The sequence below is a fragment of the Nocardia sp. NPDC003183 genome, from assembly GCF_053590715.1.
The window spans coordinates 1,317,335-1,338,204 of the sequence record NZ_JBSFTG010000001.1 but is presented as its reverse complement, the minus strand read 5'-3'; the positions used below and the strand labels follow the sequence as shown (position 1 = coordinate 1,338,204).

Genomic DNA, 20,870 nt, shown 5'->3' with positions numbered 1-20,870 from the left:
CTATGATGCAAACCCCCGGAGACAGGCTCGATCCGCTTGCCCGCCAGCATGTTCGCCGAGGCGGAACCCGCCCGCCGAACGAACGCGGCGCGGTGATCGGTCTCGAGGCCGAGCCGTGGCTGGAGATCCTGCAGGCACCCGACCGAAACGGGTTGACGGTGACCGAGGTGTGCCGGCGATACAACATCTCGCGCAAGAGCTACTACAGCTATCTCGCGCGCTACCGGGAACACGGCGTGGCGGGGTTGGCGCCGCGGTCGCGCCGCCCGAAGAGTTTCCCCGCCCGCACGTCGGCCGACATCGAGGCCGTCGTGGTGCGGGTCCGGCTGGACCGCCCGCAGTGGGGCGCACGCAGAATCCGGACGCACCTGCTGCGAGCCGGATCGACCCGTGTCCCGGCTGTGTCGACAGTGCACGCGATCCTGCGCCGGCACGGTTTGGTCGGCGACGGGTCGGACCACGTGGCGCCGAACACAGCATTGACGGCGTCTGTGCCGGAGCCATCGACGACCACACACCGGACACCTAGCCACGCAGGGAGCTACACCTGATGAGCACATCGACTTCCACCCGAGACGACGCGACCGAAGCGCTGTACCCGCGGCGCTGGGCCGCGATGGTCGTGCTCGTCCTGGGATTCACCCTGGACCTGCTCAACGTCACCATCGTCAACGTCGGCCTCCCGGCGATCCAGGCCGACCTCGGGGGAACTCCGTCCCAGGTCGGCTGGATCGCGACGGCCTATCTGCTCGCTTTCGCGGCAGCGCTGATCACCGCGGCCCGACTGGGCGACCTGTGGGGCCGCAAACGGGTCTTCCTCGTCGGTTTGGCGCTGTTCGCTCTCTCCGGAGCTTGGTCGGCACTCGCGAACAGCCCCACCGAACTGATCGCCAGTCGCGCTGCCCAAGGCGCGGCCGCGGCGATCCTGGCGCCGCAAGTTCTGTCCAGCCTGTTCGTGCTGTTCCGCGGCCCCGAACGCGCCACTGTCCTGGGCATATTCGGTGTGGTCGCCGGACTCGCGCAGGCCGGCGGGCTGCTGCTCGGTGGCGTCCTGGTCACCGCGGACGTCGCCGGTCTCGGTTGGCGCGCGATCTTCTGGGTCAGCGTCCCGGCGGCCGTCATCCTGCTCGGCCTCGGCGCCTGGCTGGTCCCGGAGAACCGTGCCGAAGGTGCGCTGCGGCCACGATGGCTCGCCGCGGTCGGCCTGACCGTCGGATTGGTCGCCATCGTGTTCCCGCTGTTGGAAGGCCGCACCTATGACTGGGCGCCGTGGATCTGGCTGTTGCTGGCCGCGGGCATCGCCGCAGTGGCGCTCGTCGCCATCGTCGAGAATCGCGATGCCGTCGGCCGGGCCGGCGCGCTCTTGCCACTGGAACTGCTCCGCGCGCGCATCAGCAGTGTCGCCCTTGTTGTTCAGCTGGTCGCCTTCGCCGCCTTCAGCGGATTCCTGCTCGTGTTCGTTCTCTGGCTCCAAGAGGGTCAGGGCTACACCGCGCTGCGCGCAGGCGTCGTGACCGTCGCGTTCTCGGTCGGCGGACTGGCGGTCGCCCCGCTGGTGGGACGGCTCACCATGCAGTTCGGCCGCTACGCCGTCGTCGCCGGTACCCTCTTCGGCGCCGTCGGCACCTTGGCGGTGCTGGGCGCGGCACTGACCGCGACCACCGATGTGAATCCATGGCTGCTCGCGCCGGGGCTGTTCGTCGTCGGTGTCGGCATCAACCTGGTCCAGCCGCCGTTGACGACCTTGTTCCTGTCGACGGTGCCGACGCGATACGCGGGGTCGGCGTCGGGGATCTGGACCACCGGCCAGCAGTTCGGTGGCGCAGTGGGTGTCGCGTCCCTGAGCGCGATCTTCTTCGGGGTCGCCGCCAGTGACGGCTACCGCAGCGCCCTGACGGCGTGCGCCCTGACGATCATCGCGGCGCTGGTGGTGAGTGCGGCACTCTGCTTCGCGTTGCCTTCACCGGAGCCCGCGCCAGAAGCAGCCGCCTGAGACCTGCGGAAGACAACGTGTCTACTCGGCGCCGTGGTCGCCGAGTAGCTCCGCACGGCGTTCGTGGACCGTAGCCCGCAGTGCCTCGACGACCGCCGCGACTTCGGGGCGCCGCAGGGTTTCGCGCCGGGCGACGAGCCAGTAGGTGAGCTGGACGCGGACCTCGTCGGGCAGGACCCGGACGAGGTCGGCGTGGCGGTCGGCCATGAAGCAGGGGAGTAGCCCGATCCCCGCGGCGGCCCTGGTGGCTTCCACGTGGACGAAGACATTGGTCGAGGAGACGGATCGGCGCAGGGTGGGGGCGAAAGCGAGGGCCAGGTCGAGGTCGTCGACCTGGAGGATGGATTCGATGAAGTAGACCAGCGGGTGGCGGGTGAGTTCGGCGACGGTGGTCGGGACGCCGTGTTCGGCGAGGTAGTCGCGCGAGGCGTAGAGGCGAAGGCAGTAGTCGCCGAGTTCGATCGCTTCGGCGCGGTGGACCTGCGGTGTACCGACCACTACTTCGATATCGAGGCCGGTTCGCTGGGTGGATGCTCGCCGGGTCGCGGCGATGATGTCGACGGTGACGCCCGGATGTCTGCGCTGCACGCGCACCGCGGACGGTGGCGCGAGGTAGGCGCTGAAACCGTCGGTGGCCGAAATCCGCACCACGCCTTCGAGTGTGCGTTCGCCCGCGCTCGAGCCGAGGGATCGGACGGCGGCCTCGACGGCTTCGGCCGCTGTCAGTGCCTCCCGGCCCAGGTCGGTGAGCTCCCAGCCGCCGGTGACCCGGGTCAGCACCCGTCCGCCCATGGCATGTTCGAGGGCGGCGATGCGACGCGAGATCGTCGTGTGGTTCATGCCGAGCTCTTCGGCGGCGGTGATGTAGCGCCCCGACCGGCCGACCGCGAGGAGCACGAGCAAATCATCAGCGCTCGGCCTGCGTCCCGAGGTCGACGAAGAATGACTCACCTGTGCAGTTTCGCAGATTGCTGCTGCGAAACTGGCCATTGTCACCGAGATGGATCTGCACGAATACTCTCCTCACGGCTTGTGGGCCACATCACATCGACGGCGTGATGTGACCTGGAACATCGAAGGAGTAGTGCGATGAGCGTGCGGAACGCGATACGACCGACCGGCGACGACCCGGACGAAGCCCCCAGCGGACTGCGGCGGGTCGTGGCCGCCTCGATGGCGGGCACCGTCGTCGAATGGTACGAATTCTTCCTCTACGGCACCGCCGCGACCCTGGTGTTCAGCAAGGTGTTCTTCTCCAAGGACACCAGCGACCTCGATGCGATCCTGGCCGCCTTCGTCACCTACGCCGTCGGTTTCGCGGCGCGCCCGCTCGGCGGCATCGTCTTCGGCTACTTCGGTGACCGATACGGCCGCAAGCAGTTGTTGCAGGTGAGTTTGGTGCTCGTCGGTGCGGCGACCTTCCTGATGGGCTGTCTGCCGACCTTCGCCCAGATCGGCTATTGGGCACCGGCGATGTTGGTGATCCTGCGCTTCGTCCAGGGCTTCGCGATCGGCGGCGAATGGGGCGGCGCGGTGCTGCTGGTGGCCGAACACAGCCCGAGTCGCAGTCGCGGCTTCTGGTCGAGCTGGCCGCAGGCCGGCGTGCCCGCGGGCAATCTGCTCGCCACGATCGTGCTGCTGGTGCTGACCTCGACCCTGTCGGACGCGGCGTTTTTGAGCTGGGGCTGGCGCGTGGCGTTCTGGCTGTCGGCGGTGGTCGTGCTGGTCGGCTACTACGTGCGCACCAAGGTGACCGACGCCCCGATCTTCGTGGCCGCGCAGCAGTCGATGGACCAGGCCAAGGCCGCCTCGTTCAGCCCGTTCGAGGTGCTGCGCAAGTACCCGCGCGGTGTGTTCACCGCGATGGGTCTGCGCTTCGGCGAGAACATCATGTACTACCTGGTCGTCACGTTCTCGATCACCTATCTCAAGGTTCACGTGCACGCCGACACCACGACGATTCTGTGGTGGCTGCTCATCGCCCACGCCGTGCACATGGTGGTGATTCCGGTAGCGGGTCGACTCGGTGACCGTGTCGGGCGCCGCCCGGTCTACCTGGCCGGCGCGGTCGCCGCGGCCACCTGGGGCTTCTTCGCCTTCCCGATGATGGACAGCGGCAACAGTGTGATCATCCTGTCCGCCATCATCATCGGGCTGGTGTTCCATGGATTCATGTACGCCGGTCAGCCGGCGATCATGGCCGAGATGTTCCCGACTCGGATGCGCTACTCCGGTGTGTCGCTGGGCTACCAGGTCACCTCGATCGTGGCGGGCTCGCTGGCGCCGATCATCGCGGTCAAGCTGCTCGACGAGTTCGGTTCGTCGGTCCCGATCGCCTGGTACCTGGCGTGCGCGGCGGCGGTCACCGTGATCGCGGTGGTGTGCGCGAAGGAGACCCGCGGCATCGACCTCGAATCTGTCGACCTCGCCGACGCCTCCGCCACGAAAGGTGTTCCCGCATGACCGATCTCACGGGACGCAGAGCTCTGGTCACCGGTGGGGCGAGCGGTATCGGCGCCGCGTGTGCGCGGGAGCTGGCCGCGCGCGGCGCCGAGGTCACCGTCGCCGACATCGACGGAGTCGCCGCGAAGGCGGTGGCGCACGAAATCGGCGGGCATGCTTGGAGCGTCGATCTGCTCGAAGTCGAGGCGCTGGCCGAATTGCGGCTCGAGACCGACATTCTCGTGAACAACGCGGGCGTGCAAAGCGTGAGCCCCATCGAGGATTTCGCACCCCACCGGTTCCGTACCATGCAGACCCTGATGGTCGAAGCGCCGTTCCTGCTCATCCGCGCTGCCCTCCCGCACATGTACGCGCGGGGTTTCGGCCGGATCGTGAACATCTCCTCGGTGCACGGGATCCGCGCCTCCCAGTTCAAGGTCGCGTACGTGACGGCCAAACATGGACTGGAAGGGCTGTCGAAGGTGACCGCGCTCGAAGGCGGCCCGCACGGGGTCACCAGCAACTGTGTGAGCCCCGGATATGTGCGAACCCCGCTGGTGGACAAGCAGATCGCCGAGCAGGCCGCCGCGCACGGGATCCCGGCGCAGGAGGTGCTCGAGAAGGTGCTGCTCACCGAGAGCGCGATCAAACGGCTGATCGAGCCGCACGAGGTCGCGGCGCTGGTCGGTTGGCTCGCCTCCGACACCGCGGGCATGGTCACCGGCTCGTCCTATGTCATGGACGGCGGGTGGAGCGCCCGATGACCGCAGTGGCAGCGGCACCGCAGTGGGTGCCGGACGACAACGACATCGCCGGAGCTCGGATCACCGATTTCGCGCGATTCGTGGCCGAGCGGCACACCGTCGCGGTGCCCGACTACCACGCGTTGTGGCAGTGGTCGGTCGACGATCTGGACGGATTCTGGGGTTCGGTATGGGACTACTTCGAACTCGGCGACCGCCCCGGTCCGGTGCTGGCCTCCTCGGAAATGCCAGGGGCGCGATGGTTTCCCGAGGTTCGGCTGAACTATGTCGACCAGGTGATCCGGCAGGCCCGCCCCGATCGTCGCGCGATCGTGTCGGTGGCGGAGGACGGGTCGGTCAGCGAGTTGTCGTGGGACGATCTGCTCGACCAGGTGGCGGCGTTCGCGCAGACGCTGCGCGGCTTGGGTGTTCGGGCAGGGGACCGGGTCGCCGGTTACCTGCCCGACATCCCCGAGGCGGTGATCGCCTTCCTGGCGACCGCGAGCATCGGCGCTGTGTGGAGTGCGTGCGGGCAGGACTACTCGGCGAAGGCGGCGCTGGACCGGCTCGGGCAGCTCGAGCCGGTGGTGCTGGTGACGTGTACGGGTTACCGCTACGCAGGCAAACAGCACCGGCGATCCGACGAGATCATTGAACTGCGCGCCGGTCTGCCCACGGTGGTGGCGACGATCGTGGTGTCGCAGGAGCGGCTGTCCGGGACGCTGAACTGGGCGGATGTCACCGCTGGTGGCGATCGATCCACGCTCTCGACGGCAGAGGTGGGTTTCGACCATCCGCTCTGGGTGCTCTACTCCTCGGGCACGACAGGTCTGCCCAAGGGCATCGTCCACGGTCACGGCGGGGTGCTCCTCGAGCACCTGAAAGCGATGGCGCTGCAGTCGGACATCGGTGCCGACGACACCTTTCTCTGGTACACCAGCCCGAGCTGGATGATGTGGAACTTCCAGGTCGCCGGCCTGCTGGTCGGCGCGACCATCGTCTGCTACGCGGGTAGCCCTGGCTATCCGGCCCCGGATGCGCTGTGGGACATCGCCGCTCGAGTACGCGCGACAGTTCTCGGCACCAGTCCCGGCTATGTGCTGGCGTGCGCGAAGGCAGGTGTGGTGCCGCGGCGTGAACACGACCTGACGGCCTTGCGCCTGATCGGTGTCACCGGGTCGGCGCTGCCTCCGTCGTCGTCGATCTGGTTGTGCGACAACGTCGGTGCGCACATTCCGGTCGCGTCGATCAGCGGCGGCACCGACGTGGTCTCGGCCTTCGCGGGCGGGGCGCGAACCGTCCCGGTCCGGCCCGGAGAGCTGTCCGCCCCCTACCTGGGGGTGGCCCTGGAAGCCTGGGACGAACAGGGCAACCCGGTGCACGGCGAAGTCGGCGAACTCGTCATCACCGAGCCCATGCCCTCCATGCCCGTCGGATTCTGGAAAGATCCGGACGGAACGCGTTATCGCGCAGCCTATTTCGACACCTTTCCCGGTGTATGGCGCCACGGCGACTGGATCACCCGTACCGAACACGGCAGCGTGATCGTGCACGGCCGGTCCGACTCCACTCTCAACCGCCACGGGATCCGCATGGGCAGCGCCGACATCTACCAAGCGGTGGAACAGCTCCCGGAGATCGCCGACTCCCTGGTCATCGGCGCGGAGCAACCCGACGGCGGCTACTGGATGCCCCTGTTCGTCGTGCTCGCCGACGGCATCACCCTGACCGACGACCTGACTGCCGGGATCCGCGCGATCATCCGCACGCGGACTTCCCCGCGCCACGTCCCGGACGACATCATCATCGCCCCCGGCATCCCCCGAACCCGCACCGGCAAGAAGCTGGAGGTCCCCATCAAGAAGCTTCTCCAGGGCGCCGATCCCACGACTGTCGTGGATCCCAGCGCCGTCGACGACCCCGCACTGCTCGCTTGGTACGCCCGATTCGCCCGAACATAGCTTGCCGGCGTCACGCGCTGAGACCATGGTGTCGATCGGCGTGCGGCGTCACGATCTACGCAACATTCGCCGAGAAGAACGCTTGTTGTGGACGCTTGGTCATGTTGTAATCCAGATGTTTGCTGATGAATGTCGGCGGCGCTGGTTGCTTGTGCCCGAGCGACCGCCGAGACCGTTCGGAAGGGTGGGGACGCGATGGTGCGACGCACGGAGAACAGGTCGGAGACGATCGCGGGGGACGCTGGCGATGTTCCCGTGGTCGAGTTCGCGGACAGTCCGCTGACCTCGGACCGGGTCGAACGGCTGAGTTCGGCGGCCCGCCATCGGATCGCGGCCTTCGTGCACACCACCCTGGCTGATCTGGACGAACTACCCGAGCCCTGGGTCCCACCCATCGAGGTGACCCTGCGGTTGACCGACCGCGAGCACTGAGCACCCTTGCCGATCAGCACGCTCGCACCGAAGCGGACACGGTGCGAGCGTGCTGATCTCGATCGTTTATGTCAGCGGAAGAGGGCGGTGAGATCGACGGTGGCTGCCATGGCCGCAGCGCCCGCGTCGTTGAGGTGCATGCCGTCGCCGCTGTCGAACTCGGGGCGGATGTAGTCGCGACGGTGCGGGTCGGCCACGGCGCGATCGACGTCGAAGATCGAATCGAAAACGTCGGTGGTGCGCAGCCATTCGTTGACGGCGTGGCGAGTCGGCTGGGTTTCCAGCAGCGGCATGCCGGGGTAGACGCAGCCTGCGTAGGGGCCGATGGTGGCGGCGTGGATGCGCAGTCCGGCGGCGTGGGCGCGCGCGGCCAGGTCGGTGAAACCGGCGATCAATTCCTCGGTGGTCGCGGAAGACTGGCCGCCCATCGCGCCGAGGATGAGGTCGTTGATACCGAAATTGATGAGGATGTCGGTGACACCGGGGACCTGCAACGCGTCGGAGTCGAAACGGCGTACACCGGATTCGCCGATCTCCTCGGCGGTGAGACGATTGCCGGCGATGCCGTTGTTGACGACCCATCCCGTGGTGAGGCGGGCGTTGAGAACGTCGACCGAGCGGTGATTGGCGCTCAGCGTGGTGCCGACGCCTTCGAACCAGGAATCGCCGAACGCGACGGCGACCGCCGTCGGATCGGTGACGAGCACGTCGATCCCGGTGACGAAGAAGCGCAACGGAACCTCGTGGGCACCGATGAGTTCCACGTCCGCAGTGTGGTCGCCGGTGACGATGTAGGCGATCTCACCGGGTTGGTGGGAGAAGGTGGCCAGGCCGGTCGACGCCGGAATATACAGGCTGAGCAGCAGGTCTTCGCCTGCGGCGACCGCCAGATCGATCGGATCGCTCACGAGGTCGGCGCCCGCATCGATGGTGACGTCCGCCGCGCCATCGAACGTGACCTCGCGATCCGTGCCGATCGCCGAACCGGTCTTGCGCTGGGCGAGCCGGGTGGCACCGATCCGCAGCGGGGCGGTGCCGTAGCGGTTGGTCAACCGCACGCGCACCGCGTCGCCGCCGCCTGCCATGTGCAGGACGTGGCGCACGGTCTCGTCGCTGAACTCCCGTGATTCGGCGAGCTTGATCTGCTCGTTCGGGTCGATGACACCGGTCCGGAAACCGGCTACCCACGTGCTGTTCTGCATGATCTCTCCGATATTTGCTGTGCGGAATAATGCTTACGCATAGGTTTACTCGTAGGTATTCCTCATGTCAACTATCCGCATGGCAAATATCAGCTATGCTGGCGTTATGTCCGTGCGCGAGCTGTTCGACGACCCCCGCTTCACCATCTCCGGTCTGCTCTTCGAGGCGCACAACGGCCTCATCGCCAAACTCGAGCCGACCTGGAAAGCGCACGGCCTGTCGGGTCTCGACCTCAATGCCCTCCTGCGACTGAGTCGCTCCCCGGGCCGCCGCCTGCGGATGTCGGACCTGGCCACGCAAACCGAGCTCTCGACCAGTGGGGTCACCCGGCTAGTCGACCGGCTGGCCACCGCGGGTCTGGTCGAACGCCAACTCGACCCGGCTGATCGGCGCAGCGCCTACGCGGCCTTGACCGATGCGGGCATCCGCCGCCTCGAAGAGGTCCTGCCGGACTATCTCGCTGCCCTCGAGCAATGGCTCACCGGTCAGCTGACCCCCACTCAACTCGACGGCTTGATCACCGGCTTGCGCGTGATCCGCGATGCCACCAACCCAGCCGCCACCGCCCTGTCCGACCGGTCCTGAGCGTGGTTACCCGCGGTGATCTGGATTGCTGACCGGGGTAACCATCAAGGTGCTGACGTGGTTTCGAGGTCGAATCGGAGCCCTGAGCGCAGGGCTGCCGTGGCGGACATCCCGAACATGCGATGAAAGGTCTCGCTGAAATGCGAGGGTGTGGCGAATCCCGCGTCCGTCGCGGATCGGGTCAGGTCGTGGCCGGCGGCGACAGCTCTCATCGCGTGGATGACGCGGGCCCACTGTTGATAGCGGCGGAACGTGGTCCCGTACTGCTGGACGAACAACCGGAGAAAGTGCGATGTCGACAGACCGAGGGTCGCGGCGATCGGTTCGGCCCGAAACGCGTGATCCGGATGCTGACGGATCGCGGCCGCCACGCGTTCGATGCGCGGATCGATGTCGGCCGGGGGACCGCCGACTGCGATCGCCAGGATTCGGCCGGGGTCCGCATCAGGTAGCCGGCATTGTTCGACCAGTTCGCGCTCGCGAAGGTGGGCGAATCCGTACGGCCCCTCGGTGGTCGTCATCTGGCCTGCGATGGCCGAAGCGGGCGACCACAGGAGCAGGATCCATTTGCCGAGGGTATTCACCCGATGCACCGCGCGGGCAGGGCTGTACGCGCTGCGAGTGAGTATTTCGCCGTGGGTGGCGGTCTCGAGGGCGAACGGCCCGTCGAGCCCGACGCTGAGCACCGCGACAGAGGTGGAATGTAGGTCGACACCGAGTTCGGGTCCGATGTACCCGGCATAACCCGGCCTGATCCAGGCCATCGGTGAGCGGGTCGGACCACACGATTTCACAGGCGCACCGTCGGTCACCCTTGCCAGAGTATCGGTGCGCCGACCGGAACCGCGACGGCTGATTCTTCCAGGGCTCGAAGGCCGGATGGGCGCTGGTGACAAGCAGGCGGGTCGGCTTCAGGGGAGTGAGTGGTACCGGAAATACGGTGCCGACCCGCCTGCAGTCCATTCGTCACCGGCGTCGGCACGGATGGGGTTCGCGAGCTGGACAGCGAAGTCCTGCACCGCAACTCGCACAGACGAGCACCGCGGACCCGGGGAGCACCGGGTCCGCGGTGAGGCTCAGGGCAGGGGAACCCAGGTGCCGAAGAACCAGAAGCCGTGCTGCGGCGCGTCGTTGTGATGCTCCGGCTGTTGCTGCGGCCGGTGCTCCTGACCCTGCCCGGGCCGCTGCTGGTCGTGCCCACCCGGATCCGCGCTCGCCACGCCCGCCGTGGCACCCAGCACCCCGAGGGCGAGAGTGCTCGCCACCGCGGTCTTGGCCACTGTCGACTTCATTCTCATGAGCGTTCCTCCTGATCTTCGATCTCACCGCCGAGATCGTCGGCCGGCCGAAGTGCTCGGCCGATAGCTGAATCTTCGCGGCGCAACCGTCGAGCCCGGTGGGACCCGGCTGGGAGTCGGCTGTGTATCGGATCCGGCGACCGCGCGCGAGCACCCCGCCCCGGCGCCGCCCCCTCGATGCAGTCGACGTTGCTACAGTTCACCAGCCGTGGTGTTCGGGAAACCGGTGGAGAACCGGTGCGGCCCTCGCCACTGTGATCGGGAGTTGTGAATCGATCCGGACGACATCTGTCATCCGGAGCCACTGGGGCCCTGCCCTGGGAAGGTGGATTCACCGCGCACTATCCCGTCAGCCAGGAGACCGGCCACGGCTACGCAGTACCCCATTCCACGAGGACCTGGAAGGCCGTCTCTTGACCCGCTCTGTTTTCGCGCGCCTACGTTCCGGCGCGTTGCTCGCCTGCACGATCGTTGTCACCGGATGTGGTGTGCAACCCCTCTCCGACGCGGACGGCGCAGCTGCTGTCACCCGCGTGAACTGTGGGATCGACGTCGCCGTCGACGGCCCACCGCAGCGGATCTACGCGGCGTATCAGCCGTCGATCGAGATCGCGCACGCGCTCGGTGTCACCGATCGGCTGGTGGGGACGGCATTCCTGGACTCCGCCGTGCTCGCGGAATATGCCGGTGCGCAGGCGCGCGCACCGTATGTCGAGAAGCTGCCGAGTCGCGACGAGTTGCTCGCCCAGCGACCCGACTTCGTCATGTCGGGTTTCAACGGGGTGTTCGCGTCCTCGGCGCAGAACAGCGTCGGCACCAGGGCGAGCCTGCACGAGTTGGGTGTGCGCACCTGGGTGCTGAGTCCGCTGTGCCCGAGTGCCGACGGGCTCGCTGATGAGGCGATCGACCCCGATACCGTCCGCTTCGACAACGTGTACGCCGACCTGCGCGACCTCGGTGCCCTGTGGGGCGCCTCCGAGCGCGCCGAAGAAGTTGTCACGCAGCTGAGTTCACGCATCGACGCGGTCCGCGCCAAGGTCGGCAACGCCGGGAAGCCGCGGGTCGCGGTCGTCACCCCCAAAGACGACGGCTCCTACACCGTGGCAGGCGGCATCGATTTCATCACCCAGATCATCGAGGCCGCCGGTGGCGTGAATGCCTTCGCCGATCTCACCGCGAAGCGCAACGTGCCCGTCGGCGCGGAAGAGCTCATCGCCCGTGACCCCGACATCATCCTGACCAGCCTGTGCTGCAAGGCGACCTACACGCGCGCCGACGGTCAGCCCCAGGTCGACAAGATCGTCGGAAACCCGGCGTTCGCGAATCTGGCGGCCGTGCGGAACGCGACTGTGCACCCGTTCCTGTTCGCCGACCGGGCGGCAGGGGTGCGGATCGCGCACTCGACCGAACTGGTCGCCACCCTGATCCATCCCGAGCTGTTCCGGCGGTGACGCGCACCGCTCGCGGCGCCGGTCCGATCGTGGCCGGCGCCGCGCTGGTGGCTGTCTGCGTCGCGTCCATCCTGATCGGCTCGCACCCGCTCACCCTCGACCAGGCCGTGGTCGCGTTCACCGATTTCCAGGGGACCGACACCGACCGGGTCGTGCGCTACATCAGGCTGCCCAGGACTGTCGCGGGACTCCTCGCCGGTATCGCGTTGGCGCTGGCGGGGGCGGTGATGCAGGGGCTCACCCGCAACCCGCTGGCCGGGCCCGGCCTGCTCGGCGTCAACGCCGGTGCGTCTCTGGCGATCGTGATCGCGATGGGTGCGTTCGGCCTCACCGCGACGGGCGGATTCATCTGGTTCGGCTTCCTCGGTGCGGCGGTCGCCGCGGCGTTCGTCTACACGCTGGGATCGTTGGGGTTCGGTGGCGCGACACCGGTGAAACTGGCGCTCGCGGGCGCTGCTTGCACCGCGTTGTGTGGGTCGATCACCACGGCGATCACCCTGCTGGACCGCACCCTGTTCGACAATTTCCGTTTCTGGGTGGTCGGCTCGCTGGCTCGCGCCGACATCGAATCCGTGTGGCAGACAGCACCGTTCATCGCTGTCGGGCTGTTGCTGGCGGTAGTGGTGGCCCGGCCGCTGAACGCTGTCGCCATCGGTGACGACATGGCGCGCACGCTCGGCACGCGGCTGGTCGCGACGCGCGCGACAGGAGCGTTGAGCGTGGTGCTGCTCGCGGGCTCGGCGGTGGCCATCGCCGGACCGATCGCCTTCATCGGTCTGGTGATCCCGCACATCGCCCGATTCTTCGCCGGACACGACTACCGGTGGATCCTGCTGTGGTGCGCGCTGCTGGGCCCGACGCTGCTGTTGGTGGCCGACATCCTCGGACGGATGCTGGCGCGGCCACAGGAAATCCAGGTCGGCATCATCACCGCCTTCGCGGGCTCGCCGTTCTTTCTCTATCTCGTGCGCAATCGAAAGGTGGCCACACTGTGACGGGCACCGAGCGCGGCGTACTGCCCAGCGGGACGCTGCTGCTGCGAACACCGGACCGGCGCATCGTCTTTCGCGTCGGGACACGGTCCACGATCGTCACCGTGCTGGTGACGGTGGCCGCGCTGGCGGTGGCGGCGTGGTCACTCACGATCGGCTACTACCCGCTCACGGTCGCTGACGTGGTGCGAGTCCTCGGTGGCGGTGGCACGCTCATCGAGTACGACGTGGTGGTGGCCGATCGGTTGCCGCGCGTGCTCACCGGGCTGTGTGTCGGCGCGGCCTTCGCGATCTCGGGGGCGATCCTGCAACGAATCGCGACCAACCCGCTGGTGAGTCCCGAGATCATCGGGATCAACGCGGGCGCCTCGCTCGGCGCGTTGGTGGTGAGTGTGTTGCTCGGTGGCGCCGGGCTGGGGCTGGTCGGCGGCGCGATGATCGGTGCCGGGGTGGCCATGGCGCTGATCGTGGCCGTGGCCACCAAGGACGGGCTCGACGGCTATCGACTCGTGCTCGTCGGTATCGGCGTCACGGCGATGCTGTCCTCGGCTATCGCGTTCATCTTGACCATCGCCGACAACTACCAGGCGCACACGGCCGCCAGGTGGCTCACCGGCAGCTTGGCCAACCGCGAGTGGACCCACGTCGGGTTCGCCGCGGCGGCGCTGGTGGTGGTCGTGCCGCCGCTGATCGTTCTCGCTCGCTCGTTGCCGCTGCTGGAAATGGGCGACGAACTGGCGAATTCGCTGGCCGGGCGGCGCGGCCCACACCGCATCACGCTCATCGTCGTCGCGGCCGCCGCCGCGACCCTGGCGACGGCCGCGGCCGGGCCGATCAGTTTTGTCGCCCTGGTGGCGCCGCAGATCGCGCGGCGGCTGCTGGCCGAACGCGGTGCGGGCCTGGCGCCCGCGGCTGCCACCGGGGCACTGCTGGTGGTCGCCGCCGACCTGGCCGCCCGGCGGCTGTTCCCGGCGGAACTGCCTGTCGGGGTGGTGACCGCCATCCTCGGCGCTCCCGTTCTCGTCTACCTCCTCGCCCGTGCAACCCGGATCGGACATGCTGGATGACCGCACACCTGACCACCGAGGGACTCACCCTCGGCTACGGCGATACCGCGATCGTCACCGACGCCACCGTCGACTTCCCGACCGGTGCGATCACTGTCATCGTCGGCCGCAACGGCTGCGGCAAATCGACCCTGCTGCGGGGACTGGCCCGGCTGATCGCGCCCACGGCGGGCGCGGTTCTGCTCGACGGCGCCGATATCGCACCGCAGCCCGCGCGCACGGTCGCCCGGCGGCTCGGCATGTTGCCGCAGCAGCCCGTTGCCCCCGACAGCATCACCGTGGGCGAACTCGTCGGCCGTGGCCGTCATCCGCACCAACGCTGGTTTCGTCAGTGGTCGGCGCAGGACGACGAGGCCGTGCGCAAAGCGCTGGTGGCCACCGACACTCTCGCGTTGATCGACCGATCGGTGGATCAACTCTCGGGCGGTCAGAAGCAACGGGTGTGGATCGCGCTCGCGCTGGCGCAGGAACCCGAGGTCATGCTGCTCGACGAACCGACGACCTTTCTCGACCTGGCGCACCAACTCGACGTGCTCGACGTCCTGCGAAATCTGTTGCCGCGCACGATCATCGTCGTCCTGCACGACCTCAACCTCGCCGCCCGCTACGCCGACCATCTCGTCGCCGTGCAGGACGGCCGGGTGGTCGCTCAGGGTTCACCCGCCGAGGTCGTGCGCCCCGAGCTGGTGTCGGAAGTCTTCGGCATCGACTGCACGGTGATCGAGGACCCGATGACGGGCACACCGCTGGTGATTCCGGCCCCGCGAACGGTGCGCACCGCATGACGCGCCGGTATGTCCTCGTCGCCCGGCCGACTCCGTCGGGCGTCGACCTGCCGTCCGTCCGAGCTCTGGCCGAGGCCTGCGGTGTCGGTTACGCGCTACTCGACCAGGAGGAGCCGACCATCCACACCGCCCTGGATACCGCCGCCCGCGACCGATCGCCGGTCACCCTGATCCCGCTCGCCGTGCCACGCGACCGCTACCTCGAGACCTGGATCGCGCGAGCGGTGGCGAACTGGCAGGAAACACGCGCGAGCGAACTCGACGTGCGAATCACCGACGGCATCGACACCGCCGCCGGATTCGCCGATGTGGTGCGTGCCAGGATGTCCGAGGACGGCGCACCGGTGACGGCGAGCCCGCGGGCCTTCCGCAGCCCGGCCTGGTCCGAAATCCCCGACCACACCTCGCACATCCTGGTCTGCCGAGGCCCCCGCTGCACCGTGTACGGCGCGGGCGAGCTGCACCGGACTCTGCGCCGCGACCACCCCGGCGCCCTGATCACGCCGACCGGCTGCCTCAACCCGTGCAATCTGGGCCCGCTCTACATCACCTACCCGGACGGTGAATGGCATACCGACGCCATCCGCGGGGGTGACTCCGTCAGCGCTGCGCACGATAGCCTGACGGAATGATCGAGGACGAACCGACCACGATCCACCCCGACCGGGCTGCGCGGCAGCGGGCCGTCGCATGCTGATCGAGAAGCAGCGCTGGGCCGGGATCCGCAGCGGGGCGGTGACGGTGCTGTTTCGCCGATGGCGTCACCGGCAGGCCACCGAGGGCAAGGTCTACCGCACCGGCGCGGGGCGCATCGCCGTCGACCAGCTGTCGACGGTCACCGCCGATCAGATCAGCATCGAGGACGCGCGCGCCGCCGGATACGACGCACCCGCCGAGGTGATCGCCGATCTCCGCGGCGGCCCGCAGGACCCGATCTATCTGCTCCGGATCCGCCGTCTCACCGACGAAGACCCGCGCGACGCGCTGGCCGCCGACGACCGGATCGACGATGCCGCGGCCTTGGTCGCCCGCCTCGCCCGCATGGACCGGACCGATCCCGAGGGCCCGTGGACCCACGACACGCTCCGAATCATCCAGCGCCGCCCCGCGACCCGGGCCCCTGACCTGGCCGAGGAACTCGGGCGTGACCCGCACCGCTTCAAACTCAACGTACGCAAGCTGAAGAACCTCGGCCTGACCATCAGCCTGGGCACCGGCTATCGGATCTCACCCCGGGGCGTGGCCTTACTCGCGGCCCTGGATTCGGCGCAGACCGGCGATTGAACCTCGGCGCCGCCTTGCCTATCAGGCGGGCGGCGCCTGCGGTCGACGCCGAGGTCGGGGCCCGAGATACCCGGCATGACCCGGCCGGATCCAGACCACCGGCTACCGTGCCGGACCACACGATTTCGAAAGCGCCCTATCGGTCACACCTGCCACGGTATCGGTGCGCCGCTTCGAACGACAGCGGCCGACCACGAGAGGACAGACATCGTGAAGATCCCACTGGCAATGCTGGTAGGCGTCGCCGTCCTGACCGTCAGCGCATGCGCGATGCGGCCGGCGGCCGGCGAAACAGACACTGCGCAAACAGGTTCCGGACTCGATCCGGCTGCGCTGCAATCCGCGCTGGATGCGGTCCGCGACGCGGGAATGACCGGTGTGTACATGGAGGTACGTGACGGCGACCGGGTGTGGAGTGGCACGGCGGGGGTCGCCGACGTCACCTCCGGCGAAGCCATCGGCCCCGACATGGTCCACCGAGTAGGCAGCATCACCAAGACGTTCATCGCGGCCGCGATCATGCAGCAGGTCGAGCAGGGGCGGATCGGGCTCGACACACCGATCGGTGACTACCTGCCGCACTTGGTCCCTGGTGAGCGTGGCGCGCAGATCACGGTGCGGATGCTGCTCAACAACACCAGCGGTCTGGCCGAGCACTTGCCGTACTCCTTTCCTTCCCTCGCAGCCTTTTTCGGCGGGACGCAGCTGTCATCGGAGAGCTTGGACAAGCATCAGTTCACCCAGTTCGACCCGGTCGAGCTGATCGGAATGGGCGTCAGCGCGCCGCCCGCCACCCGGGCGCCCGGAGCGACCCCCGGCGTGTACTCCAACACCAACTACTTCCTGCTGGGCGAACTGCTGGAGCAGGTGACCGGAACTGCCTACGAGACCTATGTCGCCGAGAAGGTGATCGGACGCGCCGGGCTCGAGCACACCGCGTTTCCGGACGGGCCGACCCTGTCGGTTGCGCACCCGCGAATGTACGAGCGGCTGTTCGGAATGATCGATCCGCCGCGCGACTACAGCGTCTACAACATGTCGTGGGCGATGCCCGGCGCCGGACTCGTCTCGACCATGGCGGACCTGAATCGCTTCTACCGCATGCTGTTCGGTGGGCACATCGTCAGCCGCGAGTCGTTGGCGCAGATGCAGCGTACGGTGCCCGTCATCGCACTCGACGGTACGCGGATCGAGTACGGTCTCGGCCTGCACCGGGTACGGACTCCCGGCGGACAGACATTCTGGGGCCACGACGGCAGTGTCTTCGGTGCCCAAGCGCTATCTCTGACCAGCGCCGACGGCTCCCGCCAGATGTCGGTCGCGACAAACCTCGTGCGGTGGAACGAGATCGGCCCCGACGGAAAGCCGAAGCCACACCCCATCGACGACGCCCTCGCCACCCTCTACCGAATCGCGATGGGCGGCGAGTGATCCGTCGGCGCCAACGGCCCGGATCGGGTGCCCCGACTCGGTGCCGAAGTCTCGCACCGCAACTCGCGCGTCACTGATCGTTCGAGTGCAACGTTCCGGGCTCGGCGAACGATGCGATGCTCATGCAGGGGATGACGCAGGTCGATGAGCAGCAGCAAACAGCCGGGTTCGGTGCGTTCACCGTGGTGGACGTCGAGACCTCCGGGCTACGGCCCCACCAGCACCGGGTGCTGTCCGTCGCGGCGGTGACGCTGGACGGCACCGGCCGGGTGACGCGAGAGTTCCACAGCCTGATCGATCCGGGTTGTGATCCGGGTCCCGTGCACATTCACGGGCTCACTGCCGAGGTGCTGCAGGGCTCGCCCGAGTTCGGTCAGGTGCGCGACCAACTGACGGCCATGCTGGACGGCCGGGTGATGGTGGCGCACAACGCGCTGTTCGACTATGGGTTCCTGCTGCAGGAGTTCGCCCGGGCCGGCGGAGCTCTGCCGGTGCAGCGCCGACTGTGCACGTTGGCACTGGCCCGCCGCATCGCACTGCCGACACCCGACTACAGGTTGGGCACGCTGGCGACGTATTACGGTGTGCCGCAGCAGAAGGCGCACGATGCGCTCGACGACACCCGTGTTCTCGCGAATGTTCTTCGCGCGTTGGTCGCCGACGCGGCCCATCTCGGCATCGCACCCCCTTTGCTCGACTGCGCACCTGATTCGGCCAGGCCGACGCAGTCCAGGTGGCCGGTCGAACGTCGCGGCCCGAAGCAGCCGTGTGACTTCGCCTATCCCGGGAAGCTGGCGGTGGCCGGCCCCCTGCGCCAGGGGATGAAGGTAGCGCTGACCGGCGAGACCCGGATCGAACGGGAAGAGCTCGTCGCCCGTGCCGAGGCTGCGGGGCTCGACGTCACGAGCACGGTGAGCAACCGAACCAGTGTGTTGGTCACCAACAATGCCCATGCGGAAACGGGCAAGGCGCGCAAGGCGTTCGAGTTCGGAACGCCGGTGATCGATGAGGCTCGGTTCGTCGCGCTGCTCGAGTCGGTAGAACCGGGGCACCGGAAAGGGGCGGCGGTACCTGCGGTTGCGGCGCCACGTCGGTCGACGGCACCTGCACGGGCGATATCGGGTCCGCTGGCCGGTCGGCGGATTCTGGTGCTGGGCGGAACCCACGGCGAGGCTGCGGCGGCGCGCTCGCGGATCGTCGAGCTCGGTGGTTCGGCCGCGGTCAATCTCTCCGCGACTGTGACAGATCTGCTCCTTCTCGCAGGTGGGGAATCCGACCGGCGCGCGCGAAAGGCCGACGAACTCGCACTGGCGGTCCACGGACCAGACCTGCTCGAGCAGGGTGCGATCGCGCCCGCGGCGATCCCTGCGGCATCGACCGCACCTGGTCGTGCCGAAATCCGGCCCGCGGAACCGACGGTGTTGTCGCGAGGTCAGGTGATCGACGTGCCGATCGCCGAGGGCGGCAATACGTGGACTCTGCGGGCAACGTGGAGCCAGCTCAGTGCGCCGACCGTGGATCTCGTCGCGTTCCTGCTCGGCAGCGATGAGCGAGTCGACGACTCCGACGACTTCCTGTTCTACAACCAGCCAGAATCGCAGGGCGCCAAGCTTTCCGAGGACGGGCCGAACGAACAGTCGATCACCCTGGTCCTCGATGACCTGCCCGAGCACTGCACTCGCATCGTCCTCGCCGCTTCGCTCGACGGTGCCGGTCTCACCTTCGGCGACGTCGGCGCCATCGAGCTGGAGTTCGCCGCAGGCACGGAATCGAGCACCGCGATACGTTCCACGCTCGATGCCGCAACGGTGGAGCGCACCCTGCTGCTCGCCGAGCTGTATCTGCGCGGTGAAGATTGGCGGCTGCGCGCGGTCGGCCAGGGCTACGAGACCGATCTCGCCGAACTGGCCAGGCGGTACGGGGTCGATGTCGACGAATGACGCCGCACGAGGTGGCGGCCGGTCGGGGTCGATGCCGGCCTCGCTGACAAGCACGACATCGCAGCGCTCGCCGGCATCCGGTCGGGGATGCCCGGCGAGCGTCGGTAGCCTGACCGTTCGAGATCAGCTACCGAAACTTTCGGCGACCATGTTCTCGGTGAGGCCGTAGTCGGCGAGGGAATAGTGGTGGGTGGGTTTGCGGGCGCCGGTGCGGCTTTCGTTGTCGAGGGCGGTGATGGCGGTTCGAGCTTCGGGCGTGAGGGCGGCACCGGTACGGGCGTACACACGGTCGACGACGCCAAGGGGGTCGGTGCGGAGATCGTCGAAGTCGATGTCGATGAAGGTGGCTTCGGGGTGTCGGGTGCGGGCGGCGGTGAATTCGTGGAGGCCGCGCGACCACAGGTCGAGCTGGGTGCGGCCGATGGTTTCGCCGGTGAAGGTGGTTGACCAGCCTCGGGTGGCGTGTTCGTTGAGGCTGCAGACCGAGGGGATGATCGTGGCGGGGTCGCGGTGGGTCTGGATGACGATGGCGTCGGGGTAGGTCGCCAGGAGGGCATCGAGGCAGAACAGATGGCTGGGGTTCTTGAGGACCCAGCGGCGGGTGTCGTTCATGCCGATCAGCTGCAGGTTGCGGCGGTGGCGGGCGTAGGCGGGCGTCCAGTCCTGGCCGGACAGCCATTGCGAGTAGCCCGGCACGTAGGCGAGGCATTCGTAGGAATGCGACATGCCCGACTGGCGCAGTAGCTGCCAGCATTCCTCCACGTCGGAGGCGCTCATGTAGTGCAGGCCCATGAACTCGGGGTTCTGCACCTGATGCTGTCGCAAGCCCGCGTCGATCTGCTGGTAGGCGGGATTGTCGTCCCAGGTCTCGCGCGGTGGTCGCGGCTGCGGGAAGTCGGTCAGCCACATCTCCAGCCCCTGGTTGGCCGGATCGGCGGCCAGCAGCCGGTGCAGCGCGGTGGTGCCGGTGCGAGGGAGACCCGTGACGAAAATCGGCCGCGTGACCGGGGTGTCGACATAGCCGGGATTCGCCGCCCACGCCGCTTCGCTCAGCGCGCGGGCGACCAGCGTGCCGCGCAGGAAGAAGCGCGACATCTTGGAGCCGAGCTCGGTGAGCCCGGCCTCGTCGCGATACGAGTCGAGCAGAACCTGCAACGCCTCGGTGTAGTCGTCGGCCCCGAAATCGGTGAGACCGGTGAGTTTGGTGGCTGAGGCGTGCAGGTCGGCCACGGTGCCGACATCGGTGCGCACAGTCATCTTCTA

20 protein-coding genes and 1 riboswitch are annotated in these 20,870 nt (G+C 67.9%); of the genes, 15 read left to right on the top strand and 5 right to left on the bottom strand.

Features of this window, described 5'->3' with window-relative positions; translation table 11 throughout:
- Positions 1 to 2: 2 nt before the first annotated feature.
- Positions 3 to 551: a helix-turn-helix domain-containing protein gene (locus ACWDXS_RS06150; protein ID WP_449962616.1), complete on the top strand. Its 549-nt coding sequence runs from the start codon at positions 3 to 5 to the stop codon at positions 549 to 551.
- Positions 551 to 1,993 (top strand): MFS transporter, encoded by a 1,443-nt coding sequence (locus ACWDXS_RS06145; protein WP_378994930.1) that lies wholly within the window; start codon positions 551 to 553, stop codon positions 1,991 to 1,993. Before ACWDXS_RS06150 ends, ACWDXS_RS06145 begins: the two co-directional genes overlap by 1 nt.
- 21 nt (positions 1,994 to 2,014) lie before the next feature.
- Here the strand turns inward: ACWDXS_RS06145 and ACWDXS_RS06140 are convergent, their stop codons facing one another.
- Entirely contained in the window at positions 2,015 to 2,983 is a 969-nt protein-coding gene (locus ACWDXS_RS06140) for a LysR family transcriptional regulator (protein ID WP_449962613.1), read from the bottom strand.
- 99 nt (positions 2,984 to 3,082) lie between these two features.
- Between ACWDXS_RS06140 and ACWDXS_RS06135 the strand changes: the two genes are divergently transcribed.
- From ACWDXS_RS06135 to ACWDXS_RS06120, 4 genes are all read left to right on the top strand, one after another.
- Complete coding sequence (locus ACWDXS_RS06135) at positions 3,083 to 4,456, top strand: MFS transporter (protein WP_449962610.1); 1,374 nt, start codon at positions 3,083 to 3,085, stop codon at positions 4,454 to 4,456.
- Complete coding sequence (locus ACWDXS_RS06130) at positions 4,453 to 5,199, top strand: 3-hydroxybutyrate dehydrogenase (protein WP_449962607.1); 747 nt, start codon at positions 4,453 to 4,455, stop codon at positions 5,197 to 5,199. The genes ACWDXS_RS06135 and ACWDXS_RS06130 overlap by 4 nt, the downstream gene beginning before the upstream one ends.
- A complete protein-coding gene (locus ACWDXS_RS06125; RefSeq protein ID WP_449962604.1) occupies positions 5,196 to 7,139 on the top strand; it encodes an acetoacetate--CoA ligase in 1,944 nt (647 codons plus the stop codon). The genes ACWDXS_RS06130 and ACWDXS_RS06125 overlap by 4 nt, the downstream gene beginning before the upstream one ends.
- Positions 7,140 to 7,334: 195 nt before the next feature.
- A complete protein-coding gene (locus ACWDXS_RS06120) occupies positions 7,335 to 7,571 on the top strand; it encodes a hypothetical protein (protein WP_449962600.1) in 237 nt (78 codons plus the stop codon).
- Positions 7,572 to 7,642: 71 nt separating this feature from the next.
- Here ACWDXS_RS06120 and ACWDXS_RS06115 read toward each other — a convergent pair whose 3' ends face one another.
- Entirely contained in the window at positions 7,643 to 8,773 is a 1,131-nt protein-coding gene (locus ACWDXS_RS06115) for a GDSL-type esterase/lipase family protein (RefSeq protein ID WP_449962597.1), read from the bottom strand.
- Between the two features lie 106 nt (positions 8,774 to 8,879).
- Here ACWDXS_RS06115 and ACWDXS_RS06110 point away from each other — a divergent pair, with 106 nt between their 5' ends.
- On the top strand, positions 8,880 to 9,359 hold the full coding sequence (locus ACWDXS_RS06110; protein ID WP_378994944.1) for a MarR family winged helix-turn-helix transcriptional regulator: 480 nt from the start codon (positions 8,880 to 8,882) through the stop codon (positions 9,357 to 9,359).
- Between the two features lie 44 nt (positions 9,360 to 9,403).
- On the opposite strand, the gene ACWDXS_RS06105 is transcribed toward ACWDXS_RS06110, so the two are convergent.
- Positions 9,404 to 10,171 carry a helix-turn-helix domain-containing protein gene (locus ACWDXS_RS06105; RefSeq protein ID WP_387445098.1) on the bottom strand — a complete coding sequence of 256 codons (768 nt, stop codon included), beginning with the start codon at positions 10,169 to 10,171 and terminating at the stop codon, positions 9,404 to 9,406.
- A 264-nt stretch (positions 10,172 to 10,435) separates the two neighbouring features.
- The gene (locus tag ACWDXS_RS06100) at positions 10,436 to 10,651 is read right to left on the bottom strand and encodes a hypothetical protein (protein WP_449962592.1); all 216 of its coding nucleotides are present in this window, start codon (positions 10,649 to 10,651) and stop codon (positions 10,436 to 10,438) included.
- A gap of 184 nt (positions 10,652 to 10,835) precedes the next feature.
- A riboswitch (cobalamin riboswitch) is annotated at positions 10,836 to 11,041 on the top strand.
- Positions 11,042 to 11,070: 29 nt separating this feature from the next.
- On the opposite strand from ACWDXS_RS06100, the gene ACWDXS_RS06095 reads away from it, so the two are divergent.
- The 8 genes from ACWDXS_RS06095 (at position 11,071) to ACWDXS_RS06060 (ending at position 19,607) form a co-directional block, all read left to right on the top strand.
- The gene (locus ACWDXS_RS06095; protein ID WP_449962589.1) at positions 11,071 to 12,108 is read left to right on the top strand and encodes an ABC transporter substrate-binding protein; all 1,038 of its coding nucleotides are present in this window, start codon (positions 11,071 to 11,073) and stop codon (positions 12,106 to 12,108) included.
- Positions 12,105 to 13,103 carry a FecCD family ABC transporter permease gene (locus ACWDXS_RS06090; protein WP_449962586.1) on the top strand — a complete coding sequence of 333 codons (999 nt, stop codon included), beginning with the start codon at positions 12,105 to 12,107 and terminating at the stop codon, positions 13,101 to 13,103. Before ACWDXS_RS06095 ends, ACWDXS_RS06090 begins: the two co-directional genes overlap by 4 nt.
- Positions 13,100 to 14,167, top strand: coding sequence for a FecCD family ABC transporter permease (locus tag ACWDXS_RS06085; protein ID WP_387445095.1), 1,068 nt, complete (start codon positions 13,100 to 13,102; stop codon positions 14,165 to 14,167). The genes ACWDXS_RS06090 and ACWDXS_RS06085 overlap by 4 nt, the downstream gene beginning before the upstream one ends.
- Positions 14,164 to 14,952: an ABC transporter ATP-binding protein gene (locus tag ACWDXS_RS06080; RefSeq protein WP_449962582.1), complete on the top strand. Its 789-nt coding sequence runs from the start codon at positions 14,164 to 14,166 to the stop codon at positions 14,950 to 14,952. The genes ACWDXS_RS06085 and ACWDXS_RS06080 overlap by 4 nt, the downstream gene beginning before the upstream one ends.
- A complete protein-coding gene (locus ACWDXS_RS06075) occupies positions 14,949 to 15,584 on the top strand; it encodes a (2Fe-2S) ferredoxin domain-containing protein (protein ID WP_449962579.1) in 636 nt (211 codons plus the stop codon). Before ACWDXS_RS06080 ends, ACWDXS_RS06075 begins: the two co-directional genes overlap by 4 nt.
- Positions 15,585 to 15,642: 58 nt before the next feature.
- Entirely contained in the window at positions 15,643 to 16,236 is a 594-nt protein-coding gene (locus ACWDXS_RS06070) for a hypothetical protein (RefSeq protein ID WP_378994961.1), read from the top strand.
- Between the two features lie 210 nt (positions 16,237 to 16,446).
- Positions 16,447 to 17,667, top strand: a complete 1,221-nt coding sequence (locus ACWDXS_RS06065; RefSeq protein ID WP_449962575.1) for a serine hydrolase domain-containing protein — start codon at positions 16,447 to 16,449, stop codon at positions 17,665 to 17,667.
- Positions 17,668 to 17,798: 131 nt separating this feature from the next.
- A complete protein-coding gene (locus ACWDXS_RS06060; protein ID WP_449962572.1) occupies positions 17,799 to 19,607 on the top strand; it encodes an exonuclease domain-containing protein in 1,809 nt (602 codons plus the stop codon).
- A 123-nt stretch (positions 19,608 to 19,730) separates the two neighbouring features.
- Here the strand turns inward: ACWDXS_RS06060 and ACWDXS_RS06055 are convergent, their stop codons facing one another.
- The gene (locus ACWDXS_RS06055; RefSeq protein WP_449962569.1) at positions 19,731 to 20,864 is read right to left on the bottom strand and encodes a sulfotransferase family protein; all 1,134 of its coding nucleotides are present in this window, start codon (positions 20,862 to 20,864) and stop codon (positions 19,731 to 19,733) included.
- Positions 20,865 to 20,870: the final 6 nt, after the last annotated feature.